General features: G+C 63.9%; 15 protein-coding genes and 2 tRNA genes. 15 read left to right on the forward strand and 2 right to left on the reverse strand.

What is annotated here, in order from left to right:
- Positions 1-6: 6 nt before the first annotated feature.
- Genes RP6297_RS04640 through nagZ form a run of 7 tightly spaced genes read left to right on the forward strand, consistent with a single transcriptional unit; the run spans position 7 to position 5223 of the window.
- Positions 7-375 (forward strand): DUF4845 domain-containing protein, encoded by a 369-nt coding sequence (locus RP6297_RS04640; RefSeq protein ID WP_009238524.1) that lies wholly within the window; start codon positions 7-9, stop codon positions 373-375.
- A gap of 1 nt (position 376) precedes the next feature.
- Positions 377-1147: a ribonuclease III gene (gene rnc / locus RP6297_RS04645; protein ID WP_009238523.1), complete on the forward strand. Its 771-nt coding sequence runs from the start codon at positions 377-379 to the stop codon at positions 1145-1147.
- 8 nt (positions 1148-1155) lie between these two features.
- On the forward strand, positions 1156-2094 hold the full coding sequence (era, locus tag RP6297_RS04650) for a GTPase Era (protein WP_009238522.1): 939 nt from the start codon (positions 1156-1158) through the stop codon (positions 2092-2094).
- Between the two features lie 33 nt (positions 2095-2127).
- The gene (gene recO / locus RP6297_RS04655) at positions 2128-2949 is read left to right on the forward strand and encodes a DNA repair protein RecO (RefSeq protein WP_009238521.1); all 822 of its coding nucleotides are present in this window, start codon (positions 2128-2130) and stop codon (positions 2947-2949) included.
- The gene (gene pdxJ, locus RP6297_RS04660; RefSeq protein ID WP_009238520.1) at positions 2946-3737 is read left to right on the forward strand and encodes a pyridoxine 5'-phosphate synthase; all 792 of its coding nucleotides are present in this window, start codon (positions 2946-2948) and stop codon (positions 3735-3737) included. Before recO ends, pdxJ begins: the two co-directional genes overlap by 4 nt.
- The gene (gene acpS, locus RP6297_RS04665; protein WP_009238519.1) at positions 3734-4177 is read left to right on the forward strand and encodes a holo-ACP synthase; all 444 of its coding nucleotides are present in this window, start codon (positions 3734-3736) and stop codon (positions 4175-4177) included. The genes pdxJ and acpS overlap by 4 nt, the downstream gene beginning before the upstream one ends.
- Positions 4174-5223 carry a beta-N-acetylhexosaminidase gene (gene nagZ, locus RP6297_RS04670; protein ID WP_009238518.1) on the forward strand — a complete coding sequence of 350 codons (1050 nt, stop codon included), beginning with the start codon at positions 4174-4176 and terminating at the stop codon, positions 5221-5223. Before acpS ends, nagZ begins: the two co-directional genes overlap by 4 nt.
- A 76-nt stretch (positions 5224-5299) precedes the next feature.
- On the opposite strand, the gene efp is transcribed toward nagZ, so the two are convergent.
- Together efp and earP are read right to left on the reverse strand one after the other, a co-directional pair.
- Positions 5300-5869 carry an elongation factor P gene (gene efp / locus RP6297_RS04675; protein ID WP_027677743.1) on the reverse strand — a complete coding sequence of 190 codons (570 nt, stop codon included), beginning with the start codon at positions 5867-5869 and terminating at the stop codon, positions 5300-5302.
- A gap of 122 nt (positions 5870-5991) precedes the next feature.
- Complete coding sequence (gene earP, locus RP6297_RS04680; protein ID WP_009238516.1) at positions 5992-7185, reverse strand: elongation factor P maturation arginine rhamnosyltransferase EarP; 1194 nt, start codon at positions 7183-7185, stop codon at positions 5992-5994.
- Between the two features lie 91 nt (positions 7186-7276).
- Between earP and uvrC the strand changes: the two genes are divergently transcribed.
- From uvrC to RP6297_RS04720, 8 genes are all read left to right on the forward strand, one after another.
- Positions 7277-9250 (forward strand): excinuclease ABC subunit UvrC, encoded by a 1974-nt coding sequence (uvrC, locus tag RP6297_RS04685; protein WP_009238515.1) that lies wholly within the window; start codon positions 7277-7279, stop codon positions 9248-9250.
- Positions 9251-9317: 67 nt separating this feature from the next.
- The gene (gene pgsA, locus RP6297_RS04690) at positions 9318-9893 is read left to right on the forward strand and encodes a CDP-diacylglycerol--glycerol-3-phosphate 3-phosphatidyltransferase (RefSeq protein WP_004635606.1); all 576 of its coding nucleotides are present in this window, start codon (positions 9318-9320) and stop codon (positions 9891-9893) included.
- 135 nt (positions 9894-10028) lie between these two features.
- Positions 10029-10104: transfer RNA gene (locus RP6297_RS04695), tRNA-Gly, on the forward strand.
- Positions 10105-10196: 92 nt separating this feature from the next.
- Positions 10197-10270: transfer RNA gene (locus RP6297_RS04700), tRNA-Cys, on the forward strand.
- Positions 10271-10591: 321 nt separating this feature from the next.
- On the forward strand, positions 10592-11722 hold the full coding sequence (locus tag RP6297_RS04705; RefSeq protein WP_009238514.1) for an MFS transporter: 1131 nt from the start codon (positions 10592-10594) through the stop codon (positions 11720-11722).
- Positions 11723-12137: 415 nt separating this feature from the next.
- Entirely contained in the window at positions 12138-12851 is a 714-nt protein-coding gene (locus RP6297_RS04710; protein ID WP_009238513.1) for a response regulator transcription factor, read from the forward strand.
- Positions 12835-14514 (forward strand): FecR domain-containing protein, encoded by a 1680-nt coding sequence (locus RP6297_RS04715; protein WP_009238512.1) that lies wholly within the window; start codon positions 12835-12837, stop codon positions 14512-14514. Before RP6297_RS04710 ends, RP6297_RS04715 begins: the two co-directional genes overlap by 17 nt.
- A complete protein-coding gene (locus RP6297_RS04720) occupies positions 14507-16840 on the forward strand; it encodes a CHASE2 domain-containing protein (protein ID WP_009238511.1) in 2334 nt (777 codons plus the stop codon). Before RP6297_RS04715 ends, RP6297_RS04720 begins: the two co-directional genes overlap by 8 nt.
- Positions 16841-16854 lie beyond the last annotated feature (14 nt).

Here is a 16854-nt window from a genome sequence, read left to right on the forward strand (position 1 = left end):
AATGCAATGCGGATTCGTCAGGCCGGTCTGAAACGCCCGTCGCGCGGGATTACCATGTTTGGCATCCTGATCGGCATCATCGTGCTGATTACGTTTGTGCTGCCGGCCATTCGGTCTGTGCCGAGCCTGATGGAATACCAGGCCATTACACGTGCTGTGAAGCAGGCGCGCGAGCGTGCAAGCACGCGCGAAGAGATTGCCAACGCTTTCGACAAGCAAGCTGCGATCGACGACATCACGTCGATCAAGGGTGAGGATCTGGAAGTGCTGGACGGCGGTGGCTCCATCCAGGCGGTGCGTTTCTCGTACAAGCGCGAGATCCCCTTGTATGGCCCCATCGGTCTGGTGATCACCTATTCGGGGACCCAGCGTTGACATGAGTCTGGATGCACTACAGCAACGTCTTGGCTACCGCTTCAGCAAACCGGAGTTGCTGCAGCAGGCGCTCACCCATCGCAGCCACAGCGCGATGCATAACGAGCGCCTGGAATTTCTTGGTGATTCGATTCTGAATTGCGCCGTCGCCGACATGCTCTACGGCATGTTCGGCAAGCTGGATGAGGGCGATCTGTCGCGCGTGCGGGCCAATCTGGTCAAGCAACAGGCACTGTACGAGATCGCGCAGATGCTGCAGTTGCCCGATGCCCTGCGTTTGGGCGAAGGCGAATTGAAAAGCGGCGGTTTCCGCCGCCCATCTATCCTGGCCGATGCGCTGGAAGCGATTTTCGGGGCGGTGTTTCTCGACGGTGGCTTCGATGCAGCCCGCACGCTGATTCGCAAGCTGTACATCCCCATCCTCGAGCAGGTGGACCCGCGCACGCTCGGCAAGGACGCCAAGACGCTGTTGCAGGAGTACCTCCAAGGTCACAAGATTGCGTTGCCGCTGTACACGGTGGTGGCCACCCACGGCGCGGCGCATAATCAGCAGTTCGAGGTCGAGTGTTCGATTCCCAAGTTGGAGATTCGCGTCTCCGGCAGCGGGGCATCGCGGCGCGCGGCCGAACAATCGGCGGCCAAGCTGGCCTTGGAAGAAGCGCATCGCCTGGTGCCGCAGCTCGTCAAGCGCAGCCGCGCCGAGCGCACCGGCAAGACGCGCAAGCAGGCCACGCCGCCCGATCCGCAGTTGTCTCTCAGGTTGAAGGAATAATCAGTTAAATGAGCGACACCCCATTGCAGCCTCCGCAGCCAGAATCCGGCGTGCCGGAGGGGTTCCGCTGCGGCATGGTCGCCATTGTCGGGCGACCGAACGTTGGCAAATCCACGCTGATGAACGCCCTGGTGGGCCAGAAGGTCAGCATCACTTCGCGCAAGGCGCAGACCACGCGCCACCGCATCACGGGCATTCAGACGACCGATGACGCGCAGTTCGTCTTCGTCGATACGCCGGGCTTCCAGACACGTCACGCCACCGCGCTGAATCGTTCGCTGAACCGCGCCGTGACGTCCACGCTCACGTCGGTGGACGCCGTGTTGTTCGTGGTCGAAGCCGGCCGCTACGGCCCGGACGACGAAAAGGTGCTTTCGCTGCTGCCGCGCGAGACGCCTGTGATCCTGATCGTCAACAAGGTCGACCGGCTCGATGCGTACACGCGCGCCGAGATGGTTGCCGTGTTCCTGCAGGACATGGCGCAGGTGTTTCCGTTTGCGGAAATTGTGCCGATGTCGGCCAAGAACCGCGACGACATCGACCGTCTGCTCGGCATCGTGCGCCCGTACCTGCCGGAAGGCGAGCCGATGTACGACCCCGAAGCGCTGACCGATCGCAGCGAGCGCTTCCTGGCCGCCGAAATCGTTCGCGAAAAGGTCTTCCGTTGGACTGGCGACGAGTTGCCGTATTCCAGCACCGTCATCGTCGACAAATTCGAGTCCGAGGGCCGGCTGCGCCGCGTGTTTGTGACCATCCTGGTCGACCGGGACGCACACAAGGCGATGATCATTGGCGCGAAGGGCGCCAAGCTCAAGCAGATCTCTACCGAAGCCCGCATGGACATGGAAAAACTGTTCGACGGCAAGGTGTATCTGGAGGTCTGGATCAAGGTCAAGAGCGGTTGGGCGGACAACGAAGCCGGCCTGCGTGCTTACGGCTACGAATAACCACTGAGCCGGGCCACTCTTTACACACGCTCGATGGCGGGACGATCCGATCCGATTCCGGACGAAGCCGCGGAATGGCTGGCCGAAGAAGGCGTTGCCGGCGCCGCGCCGCGTAAGAGCTTTCCTGCGGGGCGCTCCGAAACACGCGTTGCTGCGCAGCCGGCTTTCGTGCTGCACAGTTACCCGTATCGGGAAACCAGCCTCATCATCGATGTCTTCACGCCGGATTACGGGCGCATGGCGCTGGTCGCCAAGGGAGCCAAGCGGCCGCATTCGGCGCTGCGTGCGGTGCTGCAGACCTTCCAGCCGCTGTCGCTGTCCTGGAGCGGCCGCGGCGATGTGCGCACGCTGACCCGTGCCGAGTGGGTCGGCGGCATGCTGCCGCTGGGCGGGGAGGGACTGCTCTCCGGGTTCTATCTGAACGAACTGCTCGTCAAGTTTGTCGCACGCGAAGACGGCCACCCGGTGCTGTTCGCGCATTACGTTGAAACGCTCAATAAGCTCGCCCATGGCGAACCTGCGGCCTTTACGCTGCGCGCGTTCGAACGTGTGCTCCTCCGTGAGACCGGCTTTGCTGCACAGCTTGATCGCTGTATCGACGGCGAACCCGTGCAGGCCGATGCCGAATACGTCTATCACCCTGAGCGAGGCATCCGGCGCACGCTGCCGAGCGATCCATCGTCCTGGCCCGTCTTGCGCGGCCAGACGCTGATTGACATGGAGCGGGACGATTACGGTTCACGCCCGACGACCGCGCAGCAAAGCCGCAGCCTGATGCGTTTCCTGCTGCATTATCATTTGCATGGCACGCCGCTTTCGACGCGCCAGATCCTGATCGACTTGCAGAAACTATGATCTTTCATGCCTCGCCGGGAATCATCGACCTGGGCATCAACATCGACCACGTCGCCACGCTGCGCAACGCGCGCGGCACCACCTACCCGGATCCGGTCGCCGCAGCGCTCCTGGCTGAAGAAGCCGGCGCCGATCTCATCACCCTGCACCTGCGCGAAGATCGCCGCCACATCAAGGACGCCGATGTGCGCGCGCTGCGGCCGCAGCTGCGCACGCGCATGAACCTTGAGTGTGCTGTCACCCAGGAGATGCTCGACATCGCCTGCGACATCGGCCCTCAGGACGTTTGCCTGGTGCCCGAGCGTCGTCAGGAAGTGACCACTGAAGGTGGCTTGGACGTGGTGGGCGGTTTCGCTAAGGTGCAAGCCGCCTGCAAACAACTGGCCGACGCAGGCATTCGCGTCTCGCTGTTCATCGATCCGGATGCGGCGCAGATCGAGGCCGCCGCCGCTGCAGGCGCCCCGGTCATCGAACTGCACACGGGCCGCTATGCCGAAGCGACCGACGATGCCGAGCTGCGGGCGGAACTCGTCCGCATCGAGACCGCGGTGGAAGAGGGCATCCGCTGGGGCGTGCGCGTGAACGCAGGCCACGGCCTCCACTACACGAACGTTCAGCCGATCGCGGCCATCGCGGGCATTCATGAACTGAATATCGGCCACGCCGTCGTTGCGCATGCGGTATTTGCTGGCTGGCAGAACGCGGTGCGCGAGATGAAAGCGATCATGGTTGCGGCACGGCTGTCTTCCACCACGCCGGCGGCCGCACATCCGGGCGTGCCGGTATGAACGAACAGGCTGCATCCGCCTCGGTGTCCGGTGCGATTTATGGCATCGGCACCGACATCATCCAGATCGAGCGCGTTGAAGGCGTGATGCAGCGGACCAACGGCCGCTTCGCCGAAAAGGTGCTGGGCCCCGATGAGCTGCGTGTCTACCATGCCCGAAAGGCGCGCTCTGAGCGGCGGGGCCTTGCGTTTCTTGCCACCCGCTTTGCCGCCAAGGAAGCCGTGTCCAAGGCCATCGGCCTGGGCATGCGGTGGCCGATGACATGGCGTGCGGTACAGACACTCAATCTGCCCTCCGGCCAACCGGTGGTGCGCTATAGCGGCGAACTGGCCGACTGGATTGCGCAGCACGGCCTTCATATCCAGATCAGTGTGACGGACGAGCGCGACTATGCAGTCGCATTCGCCGTCGCCGAGTTGCAAACGAAATCCTCCGCATGACTCAAACCAAGAAGCAGAAGCACCCCGGCCCGATCGTTCTGGATGTTGCCGGCCTGGAACTCGGCCCCGACGACGTCCGCCGCATTGCCCACCCATTGACGGGCGGCGTGATCCTGTTTGCGCGCAACTTTGAATCGCGCGCGCAGTTGACGGCGCTCACGCAGGCCATTCGCGCGATTCGGAGCGACGTGCTGATTTGCATCGACCACGAAGGCGGTCGCGTGCAGCGCGCCAAGACCGACGGTTTCACGCATCTGCCCGCCATGGGCGCGCTGGGCAAGCTCTGGGGCACCGATGTGCTAGCCGCCACGCGCGCTGCCACCGCCTGCGGCTACGTACTGGCCGCAGAACTGCGCGCGTGCGATATCGACCTCAGCTTCACGCCCGTGCTCGATCTCGACTACGGCAGCAGCAGCGTGATCGGCGATCGCGCGTTTCATCGCGACCCGCGCGTGGTCACGATGCTAGCCAACCACTTGACGCTGGGCCTGCGCCTGGCCGGCATGTCCAACTGTGGCAAGCATTTCCCCGGTCACGGCTACGTCCAAGCGGATTCGCACGTCGCCGTGCCGGTGGACGAGCGTCCGCTGGAGGCCATCCTCGCTGACGACGCGCAGCCTTACGGCTGGATGGGCATCGGCCTGCAATCCGTGATGCCGGCGCACGTGATTTATTCAGCGGTCGATCCGAACCCGGCCGGCTTCTCTCGCTTCTGGCTGCAGGACATGCTGCGCGCGCATTTCAACTTTGACGGCGTGATCTTCAGCGATGACTTGAGCATGGAAGGCGCGAGCGTTGCCGGCACGGTGGTCGACGGTGCGCGAGCAGCGCTCACGGCGGGCTGCGACATGGTCTTGATCTGCAATGCGCCGGAAAAAGCCGACCAACTGCTCGGCGAGCTTGATGTGCCGATGGGCAAGGCGTCGCAGCGGCGCGTGCGTCGGCTGTTTGGTGGTCGCGCCGTAAAGGACTGGGCAAAGCTGCAGCAACAATCGGCTTACAAGCAGGCGCTGCGCACGTTGCGCGAGGCGAAGCTCATCAAGTAACGTCGGAACACCCAGAAAACTGCTAGAAAAAAGAAAAGGCTCCCGAGGGAGCCTTGCTTCTTGCCGCGACGCCAGCTTACTTGGCGCGGCTACGGTACTCGTCGGTACGCGTATCGATTTCGATCTTCTCGCCGATGTTGCAGAACAGCGGCACCATGATCACGAATTCTTCGTTGTCGTTGATGCGAGCCGCCTTCAGAACCTTGCCCGACGACGTGTCGCCCTTGACGGCCGGCTCGGTGTAGACAATTTCGCGGACAACCGTGGTCGGCAGTTCCACCGAGATGGCGTTCTCGTTGTAGAACGTCACTTCGACCTTCATGCCGTCTTGCAGGTAGTTCAGCGCGCTGCCCATGGCGGCGGGCTCAACGTTGTACTGTTCGTACGTGACCGGATCCATGAACACGTACATCGAGCCGTCGAAGTAGGAATACTCGGCTTCCTTCTTCTCGAGGATGACTTGGTCCATCTTGTCGTCGGCGTTGAACACCGACTCGCCGCCTGCGCCCGTCAGCAGGTTCTTGTACTTCATCTTGACGACGGCGCCCGAGCGGCCCGAACGGCTGTACTCGGTCTTGAGCACGACCATTGCGTCGTTGCCGATCATGAACACGTTGCCAGCGCGGAGTTCTTGCGCGATTTTCAAAGCCATTTCACATTTCCTGAGAGTAAGAGGGTTCGATGCGCGCCAAGCAACGAAGCACCGCGCGATACCCTCCGGGCCGCGCGAACCAGGTCAGAGCCGGGGGTCGCATACAGATCAGCCCGCTATTTTACCTGTTTTTCGCAAAATGCCACCAAATTCGCGGCGAGATCGCCCAGTTGCATCAAGCTTTGCTCCCACGTGACCGCTCGTGCGCGCAGGCGAGGCACCGTAGCCGAAAACTGGTTCCAGTCGAGTGACGCCGGCGCACCATTCCAGGCGTGCCAGAAGGCGACCAGCGCCCTGGCGTCGGCCTCTGCCAGCGCCGGGGTATAGCGGGCCAGAAAGGCGTCCAGCTTCGTGAGATGCACGTCGTCGCTTTGCGGGTAGATGTGCCAGACAAAGGGCTTCAGTGCCCACTGGGCGCGCACGAACGAGTCTTCCCCTCGTACGAAATTGATGTCGCACGCCCAGAGCAGCGGGTCGTAATGCTCCTGCGGCACAAACGGCACAACGGCCACGCTGAGGTTGCCGCGCTTCCACCGGGCGCCTGTGCGGGCGCCACCGGCGTCGCCCAAGAGCCCGGCGATCTGCTGTGCCGCCAAACCTTCCGGGACCAGGCAGACCACCGGCTGGAACGATGCTTCCCATTGGGCGACGAGCGTCGGCAGCGCCGGGTTGGCGTAGGCGAACAGGCTCACACGCAGGGCGTCGGGGTTATCGCGCATCAGATCGTCGACGCCGAGGCGGTGCCACAGAGCCTGATGGGCAGCCGGGCTTGCCTCGAACGTCTTGCGTTGTGCGCCAAGGTGCGCTTCCCGCAGTAAGCCGCCGGTATTGCGGGCAAAACCGGGAAAGAAGAAGTGCTTGAGGAGCGGCAGCCGGACATGTGGGGATTGCATCGCGTGGTGTTCTGCCACCCAATTCTCTGCGCTGAGGTATTCCAGATTGATCCACACGGGCGCCGATCCCTGGGATGCCCGCTCGGCCATGAGCGTCAGCATGGGCTCCGGGACGGCGCACGCGAAGGCGCCGATCACCACGTCGTGCAGCGTCGGGTGAGCGTCCGCTGCGAGTAGGTTGGCGACCTGCGCGTCGTCAGCCCAGTGGCGAATATCCACGCCCGAGACGCGCTGGGCATCGGTCTTTGCGTCGACAGCAGGGCAGATTTTCTCGAACGAGCGGAGATCGTCTACCCACAGGCGGACCGTGTGGCCGTGCTCCTGTGCAAGCTGGCGAGCCAGGCGCCAGCAGACGCCAATATCGCCGTAGTTGTCGACGACGCGGCAGAAGAGATCCCAGGATGTGATGGTGCGCATGCAGGACGGTGGGGCGGGCAGCGAAGAGGATGGGCCGACATTGTAGTCGGCAGCTTGTTCTACACTGACGGCCTCTGATCCAGCGAACGCCATGTCGTCCGACGCCAAGCAACCCCAGTCCCCTGAGACGCCCGAGAGCGTCGAGGCCAACGCGCCCGCGAACGTGCCTGAATTCGACGCGAAAGCGCATATCGCGCGCTTGCCGAACCTGCCGGGCGTGTATCGCTATTTTGATGTGCAGGGCAATGTGCTCTACGTGGGCAAGGCACGCGACCTCAAGAAGCGCGTGTCGAGCTACTTCAACAAGACGCTGCTCTCGCCGCGCATCGCGATGATGGTGGCGAAGATCGCGCGCATCGACACCACGGTCGTGCGCAGCGAAGCCGAAGCGCTGCTGCTCGAGAACAATCTCATCAAGGCCCTGGCGCCGCGCTATAACATTCTGTTTCGCGACGACAAGTCGTATCCATATCTAAAGCTCACGCAGCACGCGTATCCGCGCATGGCGTATTACCGCGGCGCAACCGACCGCAGGCATCAATACTTCGGCCCATTCCCGAGTGCGCATGCCGTGCGCGAGAGCATGCAGATCCTGCAGAAGGTGTTCCGGCTCCGTACGTGCGAAGACACGGTCTTCAACAACCGCACGCGGCCGTGCCTGCTGCATCAGATCCATCGTTGCAGCGGCCCATGCGTCCAGGCCATCAGCGCAGAGGACTACGCACGCGATGTCGCCAACGCGGCCAGTTTCTTGCAGGGCCGGCAAGACGAGGTTATGCAGACGCTGCAGGACAAGATGCAGCGCTACGCCGAATCGCTGGCGTTCGAGCAGGCTGCCATCGTGCGGGACCAGATCGGCGCGTTGTCGACGGTGCTCAAGCAGCAGTCGGTGGAAGAGGTCGGCCACGCCAGTGACATCGATATCCTGGCTGTTGCCATCAAGGGCGGCCACGCCTGCGTGAACCTGGCGATGGTGCGCGGCGGGCGTCATCTCGGTGACAAAGCTTACTTTCCCACGCACGTGGAAGAGGGCGCCGCCATTGTCGGTGTGGATGTCGAAGCCGATAGCGTGTCGGCTGCAGAAACATCGCGTGATGCCGAACGCATGGCCAGGGACATCCTCGAAGCCTTCGTTGCGCAGCACTATCTCGATCAGTTCGTGCCGCCGGTGCTGGTGGTCAGCCATCCGATTCTCGCAACCGAGCTGATCGATGCGCTGGCCGAGCAGGCCGGGCGTCGCATCTCGGTCGTGCGTCAGCCCCAGGGTGGGCGTCGCGCGTGGCTCGAGATGGCGGAGAAGGGCGCCGAACTCTCGCTGATGCGTCGGCTTTCCGAGCAAGGCAGCCAGCAGGCCCGCACGCGCGCACTGGCCGAGACCATCGGTATCGACCTGGAAGACCTTGCCGCGCTGCGCGTCGAGTGCTTCGACATCAGTCACACCGCCGGCGAAGCCACGCAGGCCTCGTGCGTGGTCTTTCACAGCCACGCCATGCAAAACAGCGAATACCGCCGCTACAACATCCAGGACATCACTCCCGGCGACGATTACGCGGCCATGCGGCAAGTCCTCACGCGCCGCTACCAGAAGATCGTCGAGCAGGCAGGCGAAGACGCGCCCAACATGCCGACCATCGTGCTGATCGACGGCGGCAAGGGGCAGGTGGAAGTCGCTCGCCAGGTTTTTGAGGAACTGGGGTTGGATATTGGATTGCTCGTCGGTGTGGCCAAGGGCGAAGGTCGCAAAGTCGGCCTCGAAACGCTGGTTTTCGCCGATGGCCGGCCGTCACTGGAGTTGGGCCAGGGCAGCGCCGCGCTGATGCTTGTCGCGCAGATTCGCGATGAAGCGCACCGCTTTGCTATCACAGGGATGCGCGCCAAGCGGGCCAAGGCGCGCAACACGTCGCGGCTGGAAGAGATCGAAGGCATCGGCGCCAAGCGCCGGCAGCGGTTGCTGGCGCGCTTCGGCGGCTTGCGCGGCGTGATGGCCGCGAGCGTCGATGAGCTCGCCACGGTGGAAGGCATCTCGCAGACCCTGGCCGAAGAAATCTACCGTCAGCTGCATTGATCGGCGACAATGCCCCATCGTGTCGCGTTGGTTTCAGCTTGCGCGGCGGTTGTCCTCTCGATTTGCCATGCCTTTCAACTTCCCGATCCTCCTGACCTGGTTGCGTGTGGCCATGATCCCGCTGGTGGTGGGCGTGTTCTACGTGCCGGACACTTGGATGGCACTGCCCGCCAAGAACCTGACGGCCGCGGTGTTTTTCATCGTTGCAAGCCTCACCGATTGGTTCGACGGTTTCCTCGCCCGCCGCTGGAACCAAACCTCCGCCTTCGGCGCCTTCCTCGATCCGGTCGCCGACAAGCTTATGGTCGCCGCCGCGCTGCTGGTGCTGCTGTCATTGGGCCGTGTTTCCGACGTCATCGCACTCGTCATCATTGGCCGCGAGATCACCATCTCCGCCCTGCGTGAGTGGATGGCGCAGATTGGCGCGTCGAAGAGCGTGGCCGTCAACTTCCTCGGCAAGCTGAAGACGACCTTCCAGATGATCGCGATTCCGCTGCTGCTGTTCGAGGGCCGCCTGTTCGGCATGATCGACGCGCAGGTGTGGGGCACGTGGCTGATTTACGTGGCGGCGGTGCTCACGCTGTGGTCGATGGCGTACTACATGAAGCTCGCCTGGCCGCAGATTCGCGAGCGCGCAAAATGAGCCTTTAAAAACTCTTGCGCAAAAGTGTTGACGAGGGCGATTCTTCTTTGCCATAATCTCGTTCTCGCGTTGCAGTGATGTGACGCAAACGGTCTGGCAGCACAAAAGTTGTACGGCAGTGCTGGTAGCCAAAATGCGGGAATAGCTCAGTTGGTAGAGCGCAACCTTGCCAAGGTTGAGGTCGCGAGTTCGAGCCTCGTTTCCCGCTCCAATCCCGAAGGGAAGCCTTGCTTCCCTTTTTCTTTATCGGCACGGCAAACACGCGGTTCTTCACGAATTGCTACAATGCGGTGCAAAACCCCTGGCGGGGTAGCAAAGTGGTTATGCAGCGGCCTGCAAAGCCGTGTACGCCGGTTCGATTCCGGCCTCCGCCTCCAGATTGCAAGAAGAAAGCCCCGACTGGTTCGGGGCTTTTTATTTGCATCGTCGCGATGAACTCGCTCCAAGCGCGGCCTGTTCCGCCTCGACTCTCCAGTTTGGACAATGTACCAACGCCATGTTGACACGAAGCACTGACGGCATGGCCGACCCATCCCGCCTGCTTGCCGTGGTCACATGAGAAAACTGCGTTGACTAGGCTCATTTGGTTCTATTTTTGAAACCAAACGAGGCGGAGATATGCCTTGATTGCGCTGTGAACGGTTCGTCTACCGAGCGGGTCATTCCCATTTTCAGTGTTGCCGCATGCATGGGTTGGCATGCTGGCATTGTGCGCAGCGGCCAGCGTATCCAACGGCTATTTCGCCCAGCCGCTGCTTGGGGCACTGGCCCGTGACTTTGCGCTCAGCGACGCATGGGTGGGCGGCATCAGCGGTGCCACCCAAGCTGGTTGTGCGCTTGCTCTGCCGCTAGTCGTTCCGCTGGGCGACCGCTGGCCGCGCAAGCAAGTGCTGCTGGTGCAGCTCGTCCTGCTCACGCCGGCGCTGCTCGCGGTAGGTCTGGTGCAGGCGCACTGGTCGTTGCTGCTTGGCATGCTCTCTATCGGTTTGCTTGGCACCGCGATGACACAAGGACTGATCGCCTGCGCCGCCGTGTTGGCACCTTCGCCGGAGCGTGGTCACGTGGTTGGCGCGGTACGGGGCGGGGTAGTTATCGGTCCTCTGTTGGCACATGCCCTGACGGGCTGGATCGCTGAAGTCGCCGGCTGGCGTGCTGTCTATGCGACGTCAGTAGGCTTCTCGGTGGCGATGCTGTGTATGCTCTGGCGCGCGTTGCCGACGCCGCCGACTGTACTTTCGCCCCCGAAATACATAGCGCTTCTGCGCTCGATGTGGCAACTCCTGATGGCCGAACCTGTTTTGCAGGGACGCGGCCTGATCGGTTTGCTGATGTTCGCGGCGTTCAATGTCTTCTGGGGCGCGATGGCGCTTGCTCTGAGTGCGCCGCCCTATGAGCTTTCGCCAGCAGGCATTGGCGCATTCGGTTTGGTTGGCGTGATTGGCGCGCTGGCGGCCGCGCGAGCGGGGCACCAGGCGGATCGCCATTGGGCACAGGCGGCCACCGGCGTCGCGTTGGATTTGCTACTGGTAGCCTGGCTGTCGCTCGGTTTGGGGGCGCGGCATCTGGCAGGGCTGATCGTCGGTGTGGTTCTGTTGGACCTGGGTGGGCAGGCTGTGCACGTGCTCAATCAGAGTCTGGGCTCTCGCTTGCGGCCGGAGGCGCACAGCCGGCTGGTTGGCGCGTACATGCTGTTCTATGCGGCGGGCAGTGGATTGGGGGCGGTGCTTTCGACACAGGTGTATGCGTCGGCAGGATGGTCAAGGGTATGTCTTCTGGGAGCAGCCCTCAGGTTGGCGGTACTGATGTTCTGGGCGGCGACCGCAGCTTGAACGACCGATCAAGGGCGCTGGCGGAAGGCTCGGTAGGGAGGGTCCGGGGCAGCGTATACCCGGGCGCCCTACCCGCCCGTGGGCCGACTCCTATACTTTCTGAGAACTCGCACCTTGTAATGGCGCGATAAAAAATGATAGAACGCCAGAAATCCCGGCTCTCCGATTGGCTTTTCACAATTGTTTGCAATATCGCAGGGGCGGCCTTTTAGGATGAGTTGGGCTTAAGCCGGCGTGCGACACCTGCCGGTAGGGCGTAGGTAAGGTCTTGCGCGGGAAGTGGGTGCCGCGCCGTTGGTGGCTGGCGTATTCAACTACGATGCGCCGGTCCGGGACCCCGATCACAACGACGCACGGAGTGAGCCGGCATTTCGCATAGCAATGCCGGACCCGAAACGGGGAAAGGGCAGTCCAGATGGCGATACGAATTGCCTCGGTAGAAGACAACCAGGCGCAATCTGATTTGATCCGCGAAATCCTGGTTTCGTCGGGGTACGAATGCGAGTGTTTCGGTAACGGGGATGCCTTCGTCAAGGCGCTGCGGGATCGCACATTCGACCTGCTGCTGCTTGACTGGCAGTTGCCCGATATCAGCGGCATCCAGCTTGTGAGCTGGGTGCGGCAGACGGTCGGCCCGGCGCTGCCGGTGCTGTTTCTGACCAACCGTTCGCTCGAAGACGACGTGGTGCGCGGGCTGGCTGCCGGCGCCGACGATTACGTCGTCAAGCCGGTGCGCCGCGCCGAGCTGGTGGCGCGCGTCGGTGCGCTGCTGCGTCGTGCGGCGCCGCGCACCGGTGAATCGCTCGAACGCATTCGCGTCGGTCCGTACGCGGTGGACCCAGTCGGTCGCGTGCTGACACTGAACGGCTCGCAGGTCGAGCTGTCGCCGCGCGAGTTCGATCTTGGGCTGTACCTGTTCCGCAATGTCGGCAAGCTGGTGCCGCGTGAGCTGATCGAGCAGGCAGTGTGGGGGCGCAGCATCGGCCCGGATTCGCGCACGCTGGCCACCCATATCTCCAAGCTGCGGCTCAAACTCGATCTCAATCAGAAGAATGGCGTGCGGCTGGTCTCGGTGTACTCGCACGGCTATCGGCTCGAAACCACGCAGGAAGATGGTGAAGCAAGCTGACGCAATCTGGGGTGGTTTGATTGGGCGCGCCGCGTTTGTCGGCGCGTTCGTTCTTTTTGGCGGCGTGTGGCAGGCGGCGATCGCTCAGCCTTCCGGCGCTGATGGTGGCGATTTCGTCTACCGCGTGCAGCAGGGCGACACGCTGATCAACCTCTCTGAACGTTACATGGACAGCGTCGAAGGCTGGCGCCTGCTGCAGCGGCGCAACCATGTGGCCGATCCGTATCGGTTGAAGCCCGGCTCGCTCCTCCGGATTCCGTTCGATCGCATTCCGGTCGTGCCAGCAACGGCGCAGGTCGTGTTTGCACGTGACGCAACCACCGGCGGCAAGCCCCTGCAGACTGGCACGAAGCTCGCAGAAGATGCGCAGATCGACACCGGCGACAAAGGCGCCGTGACGCTGGCCTTTGACGACGGCACACGCGTGACGGTGCCACCGGGCAGCCACGTTGCGCTGTCGCGTGTGCGGGCGTTTGCGCGCGCCGGGTTGATCGATGTGCGCGTGCACGTGAAGAAGGGCGAAGCGGAATCCAACGTCGCGCCCAAGAAGAGCGGTGTCGGCCGTTACGAGATTTCCACGCCAGCGCTGGTGACGGGCGTGCGAGGTACGCGTTTCCGCGTGCAGGCCAGCGAAGCGGGTTCGACGAGTTCCGTGCTGGAAGGTGAGGTTGCCACAAGCGCCGGTCGTCAGAGGCAAGCGGTCAAGGCTGGCTTTGGCGTGGTGGCATCGGCGGGACACCTCAAGCGTGCCGCGCTGCCGGCCCCGCCCAAGCTCGGCGCCATTCCCGAACTTGTGCAGACGCCGTGCCTGCGCGCGACGTGGCAGCCGGTGAAGGGTGCGGTCGGATATCGCGCTGCCGTGGCGCGGGATGCGGCGCTGACCGAACTCAGTGCCTATCAATCAAGCAAGACCCCGGCGGCAACGCTCTGCGGCGATGAGGACGGCGACTACACGCTCGTCGTGCAGAGCGTCGACGCGCTTGGACTGACCAGTGAATCGGCCACGCGGCCGTTCACTGTGCGGCTCCATCCGGAAGCGCCTTATACGATCCAGCCCGCCAGCGGCCGGACCTACCGCAGCGGGGACGTGGCATTTGCATGGGCTGTCGTGTCCGATGCTGGTAGCTATGACATGGAAGTGGCGGGCACCGAGAGCTTTGCCTCGCCGGCCGTTCAGCAGCATGGCGAGGACGTGCGTCTGACCAGGCCGTTGACGGCTGGCACATGGTGGTGGCGTGTGCGCTCGGTGGCAGCGGACGGCAAAACCGGCCCGTGGAGCGATGCGCTTCGTTTTCGCGTGCTCGACATTCCGCTCGATGCCGTACCGACAGCCGAAGTGGAAGCGAGCGATGACGGCAAGCTGCATGCCCACTGGTCGGCGTTGTCGCCCGAACTGGCGGCATCTGGCGCGCGCACGCGTGTGCAATTGGCGGGCGACACAAGCTTCGCCAAACCCATCGCCGACATCGTGAGCGACGGCAACGAGGCCACCATTCCGAGGCCGCCGTCCGGCGTGTATTACATCCGCACCGGCGTCGACTTGGGCGATGCGGCATCGGTGGTCTACGCCAAGCCGCAGCGCATTGACGTCGGTGCCTTCGTCGGCGATTCCGCGCGCAGCCCGGTGCAGAGCGGCGGCGGCAATCTCCTCCTCAATGACTGAACCCGTACCCGCCCAATCGGCCGTGCGCAGCCTTGGGCGGCGCGCGCTGGTGGAGTGGGGGGTGCTGGTGGCGCTGGCAGCGCTGTTGACATTCGGCGCGGTGCGCTGGAGCGTGGTCGCGCGGCTGGATGCGGCGCTATACGACACCGTCGTTACGCTGCACGGGCATGCGCCGCGCGACGATATCGTCATCGTTGCCATTGATGATCAAAGTCTTGACGCCGTGGGGCGCTGGCCGTGGCCCCGCAGCCGCCTGGCCGACCTCATTGCGCGGGTGGGACGGGCGCAGCCGCGCGCCATCGGCGTCGATATTCTGCTGATCGAACCCGATCTTGCGCAGCCCGAAGGCGATCGAGCATTGACTGCCGCCATCGAGCAGGCTGGACACGTCATCCTGCCGGCCTTGCCGGAGCGCACCGAGCGGGGGCGCGTGTATCACTATCCGTTCCTCGGTATCAACGCGTCCGTCGCGCATATCAATGCCGCCCCCGACGCGGATAGCGTGGTACGCGGCATGTATCTGGCAGAGGGGCCGCGAACGCATGTGCTGGACCATCTTGCCGTGCAACTTGCGCGGCAGGCGCTGCGCCCGCCGTCATCCGTACCGGCGCTGCCCGATGTGGAGACCGACGCCGGCGGCTGGGTGCGGCAGGCGTATATCCGCCTGAATTTTGCTGGGCCGGCCGGTACATACCGGCATGTGCCGGCGCTGGATGTGCTCAACGGCCACGTGCCGCCCGAGGCGCTTGCCGGCAAGCTGGTACTGATCGGGGCCACCGCATCGGGAGTGTCCGACATCTTTGCGACGCCGCCCTCGCGCACGATGAGCGGCGTCGAAGTGCTTGCCAATGCCACGCAGACGGTACTCGACGGCAGCGCCATCCTGCCGGCGCCACCGGGCGTGTTCTGGGCGATGACGCTGCTCCCCCTGCTGATGACCGCGTTTGCCGTGCGCTGGCTCACGCCGCGTATGGCGCTTGCAGTGGCGGTGACGGGTGCTGTCGTGTTGTTGCTGAGCGCAATCGGCGCGCTGGTGGTTGGCAATCGCTGGCTGCCGCCGTTTGCGGCGCTGGTCGGCCCGCTGGTGTTGTATCCGCTGTGGAGCTGGCGCCAGCAGGAAGCCGCGTTGCGCTTTCTGCGCGACGAGCTGCAGCGTCTGGCGCGCGAGCCCGGCCTGTTGGGCGATACCGCGCCGCTGGTCCGCACCGGCCGCACGCTCGGCGCGCACATGGATGCCGTCGCCTCGCTGACGGACAAGCTGCGTGGGCTGCGCCGCTTCCTGGCCGATGCGCTGGAGAGCCTGCCCGATGCGACCGTCATCTGCACGCACGACGGCACGATCCGCCTGGCGAATGGCCGCAGCGCAGACCTGGCCGGCCAGATGCAGGCGCCGGGCCAGATCCGCGCGGCCGCGCTGCGCGACCTGTCGACGCTGCTGGCGCGTGCGTTTCCCGACCCCTCCGCTGGCGAGCACTACTGGGCGCGCTGGCTCGCCGATCCCACCGGGCTCGAACCCGTCGAGCTTCAGACACACGACGGCCGCTCGATGTTGATGCACGCCGCCGCGCTGCGGGACGAAGCGGGGCGCCCCGTCGACATCATCGTCAGCTTTGCCGACATCACCCCCGTGCGCCAGGCCGAGCGCCATCGCGAAGAAGCGCTGCGGTTTATCTCGCACGACATGCGTTCGCCGCAGAGCGCCATCCTCGCCCTGATCGAGCTGCAGCGCGATGCGTCGCGCGCGTTGGACCGCGAGGTGCTTCTGTCTCGCATCGAGCAGCTGTCGTCGCGCACGCTGGAGTTGGCCGATGCCTTCATCGACCTGGCGCGCGCCGAATCGCAAACGCTCAAGCTGGTGGACGTGGATCTCGTGGGCCTCGTGCTCGATGCCGCCGACGAGGTCTGGCCGCTGGCGAATCGTCACCAGGTGGAAGTGCGCGTGGTGGCCGACATCGAAGCAGCGGTGCGCGGCGAGCCGCGCTTGCTGGTGCGCGCGCTGGTGAACTTGCTCAACAACGCCATCAAGTTCAGCGCAGCCGGCTCCATGGTGACGGTATCGGTGGAGCAGGACGAAGCGATGTTCTCGGTGGCCGTGGCGGACCAGGGGGCCGGCATCGCCCTTGCCGATCAGCCGCGGCTGTTTCAGCCGTTTCATCGCTTGCATGAAGGCGCGGCCAATGCGCCCGCCGGCAGCGGCTTGGGTCTCGTATTCGTGAAGACGGTGGTCGACCGGCATGGCGGCCGCATTGCTGTGCAAAGCACACCCGGCCTGGGGTCGACCTTCACGCTGTGGCTGCCGCGCGTCGCGCATCGCCACGACGCCTGAGGCCCGACGGTCTC

It is taken from the genome of Ralstonia pickettii (assembly GCF_016466415.2).
Taxonomy (GTDB): domain Bacteria; phylum Pseudomonadota; class Gammaproteobacteria; order Burkholderiales; family Burkholderiaceae; genus Ralstonia; species Ralstonia pickettii.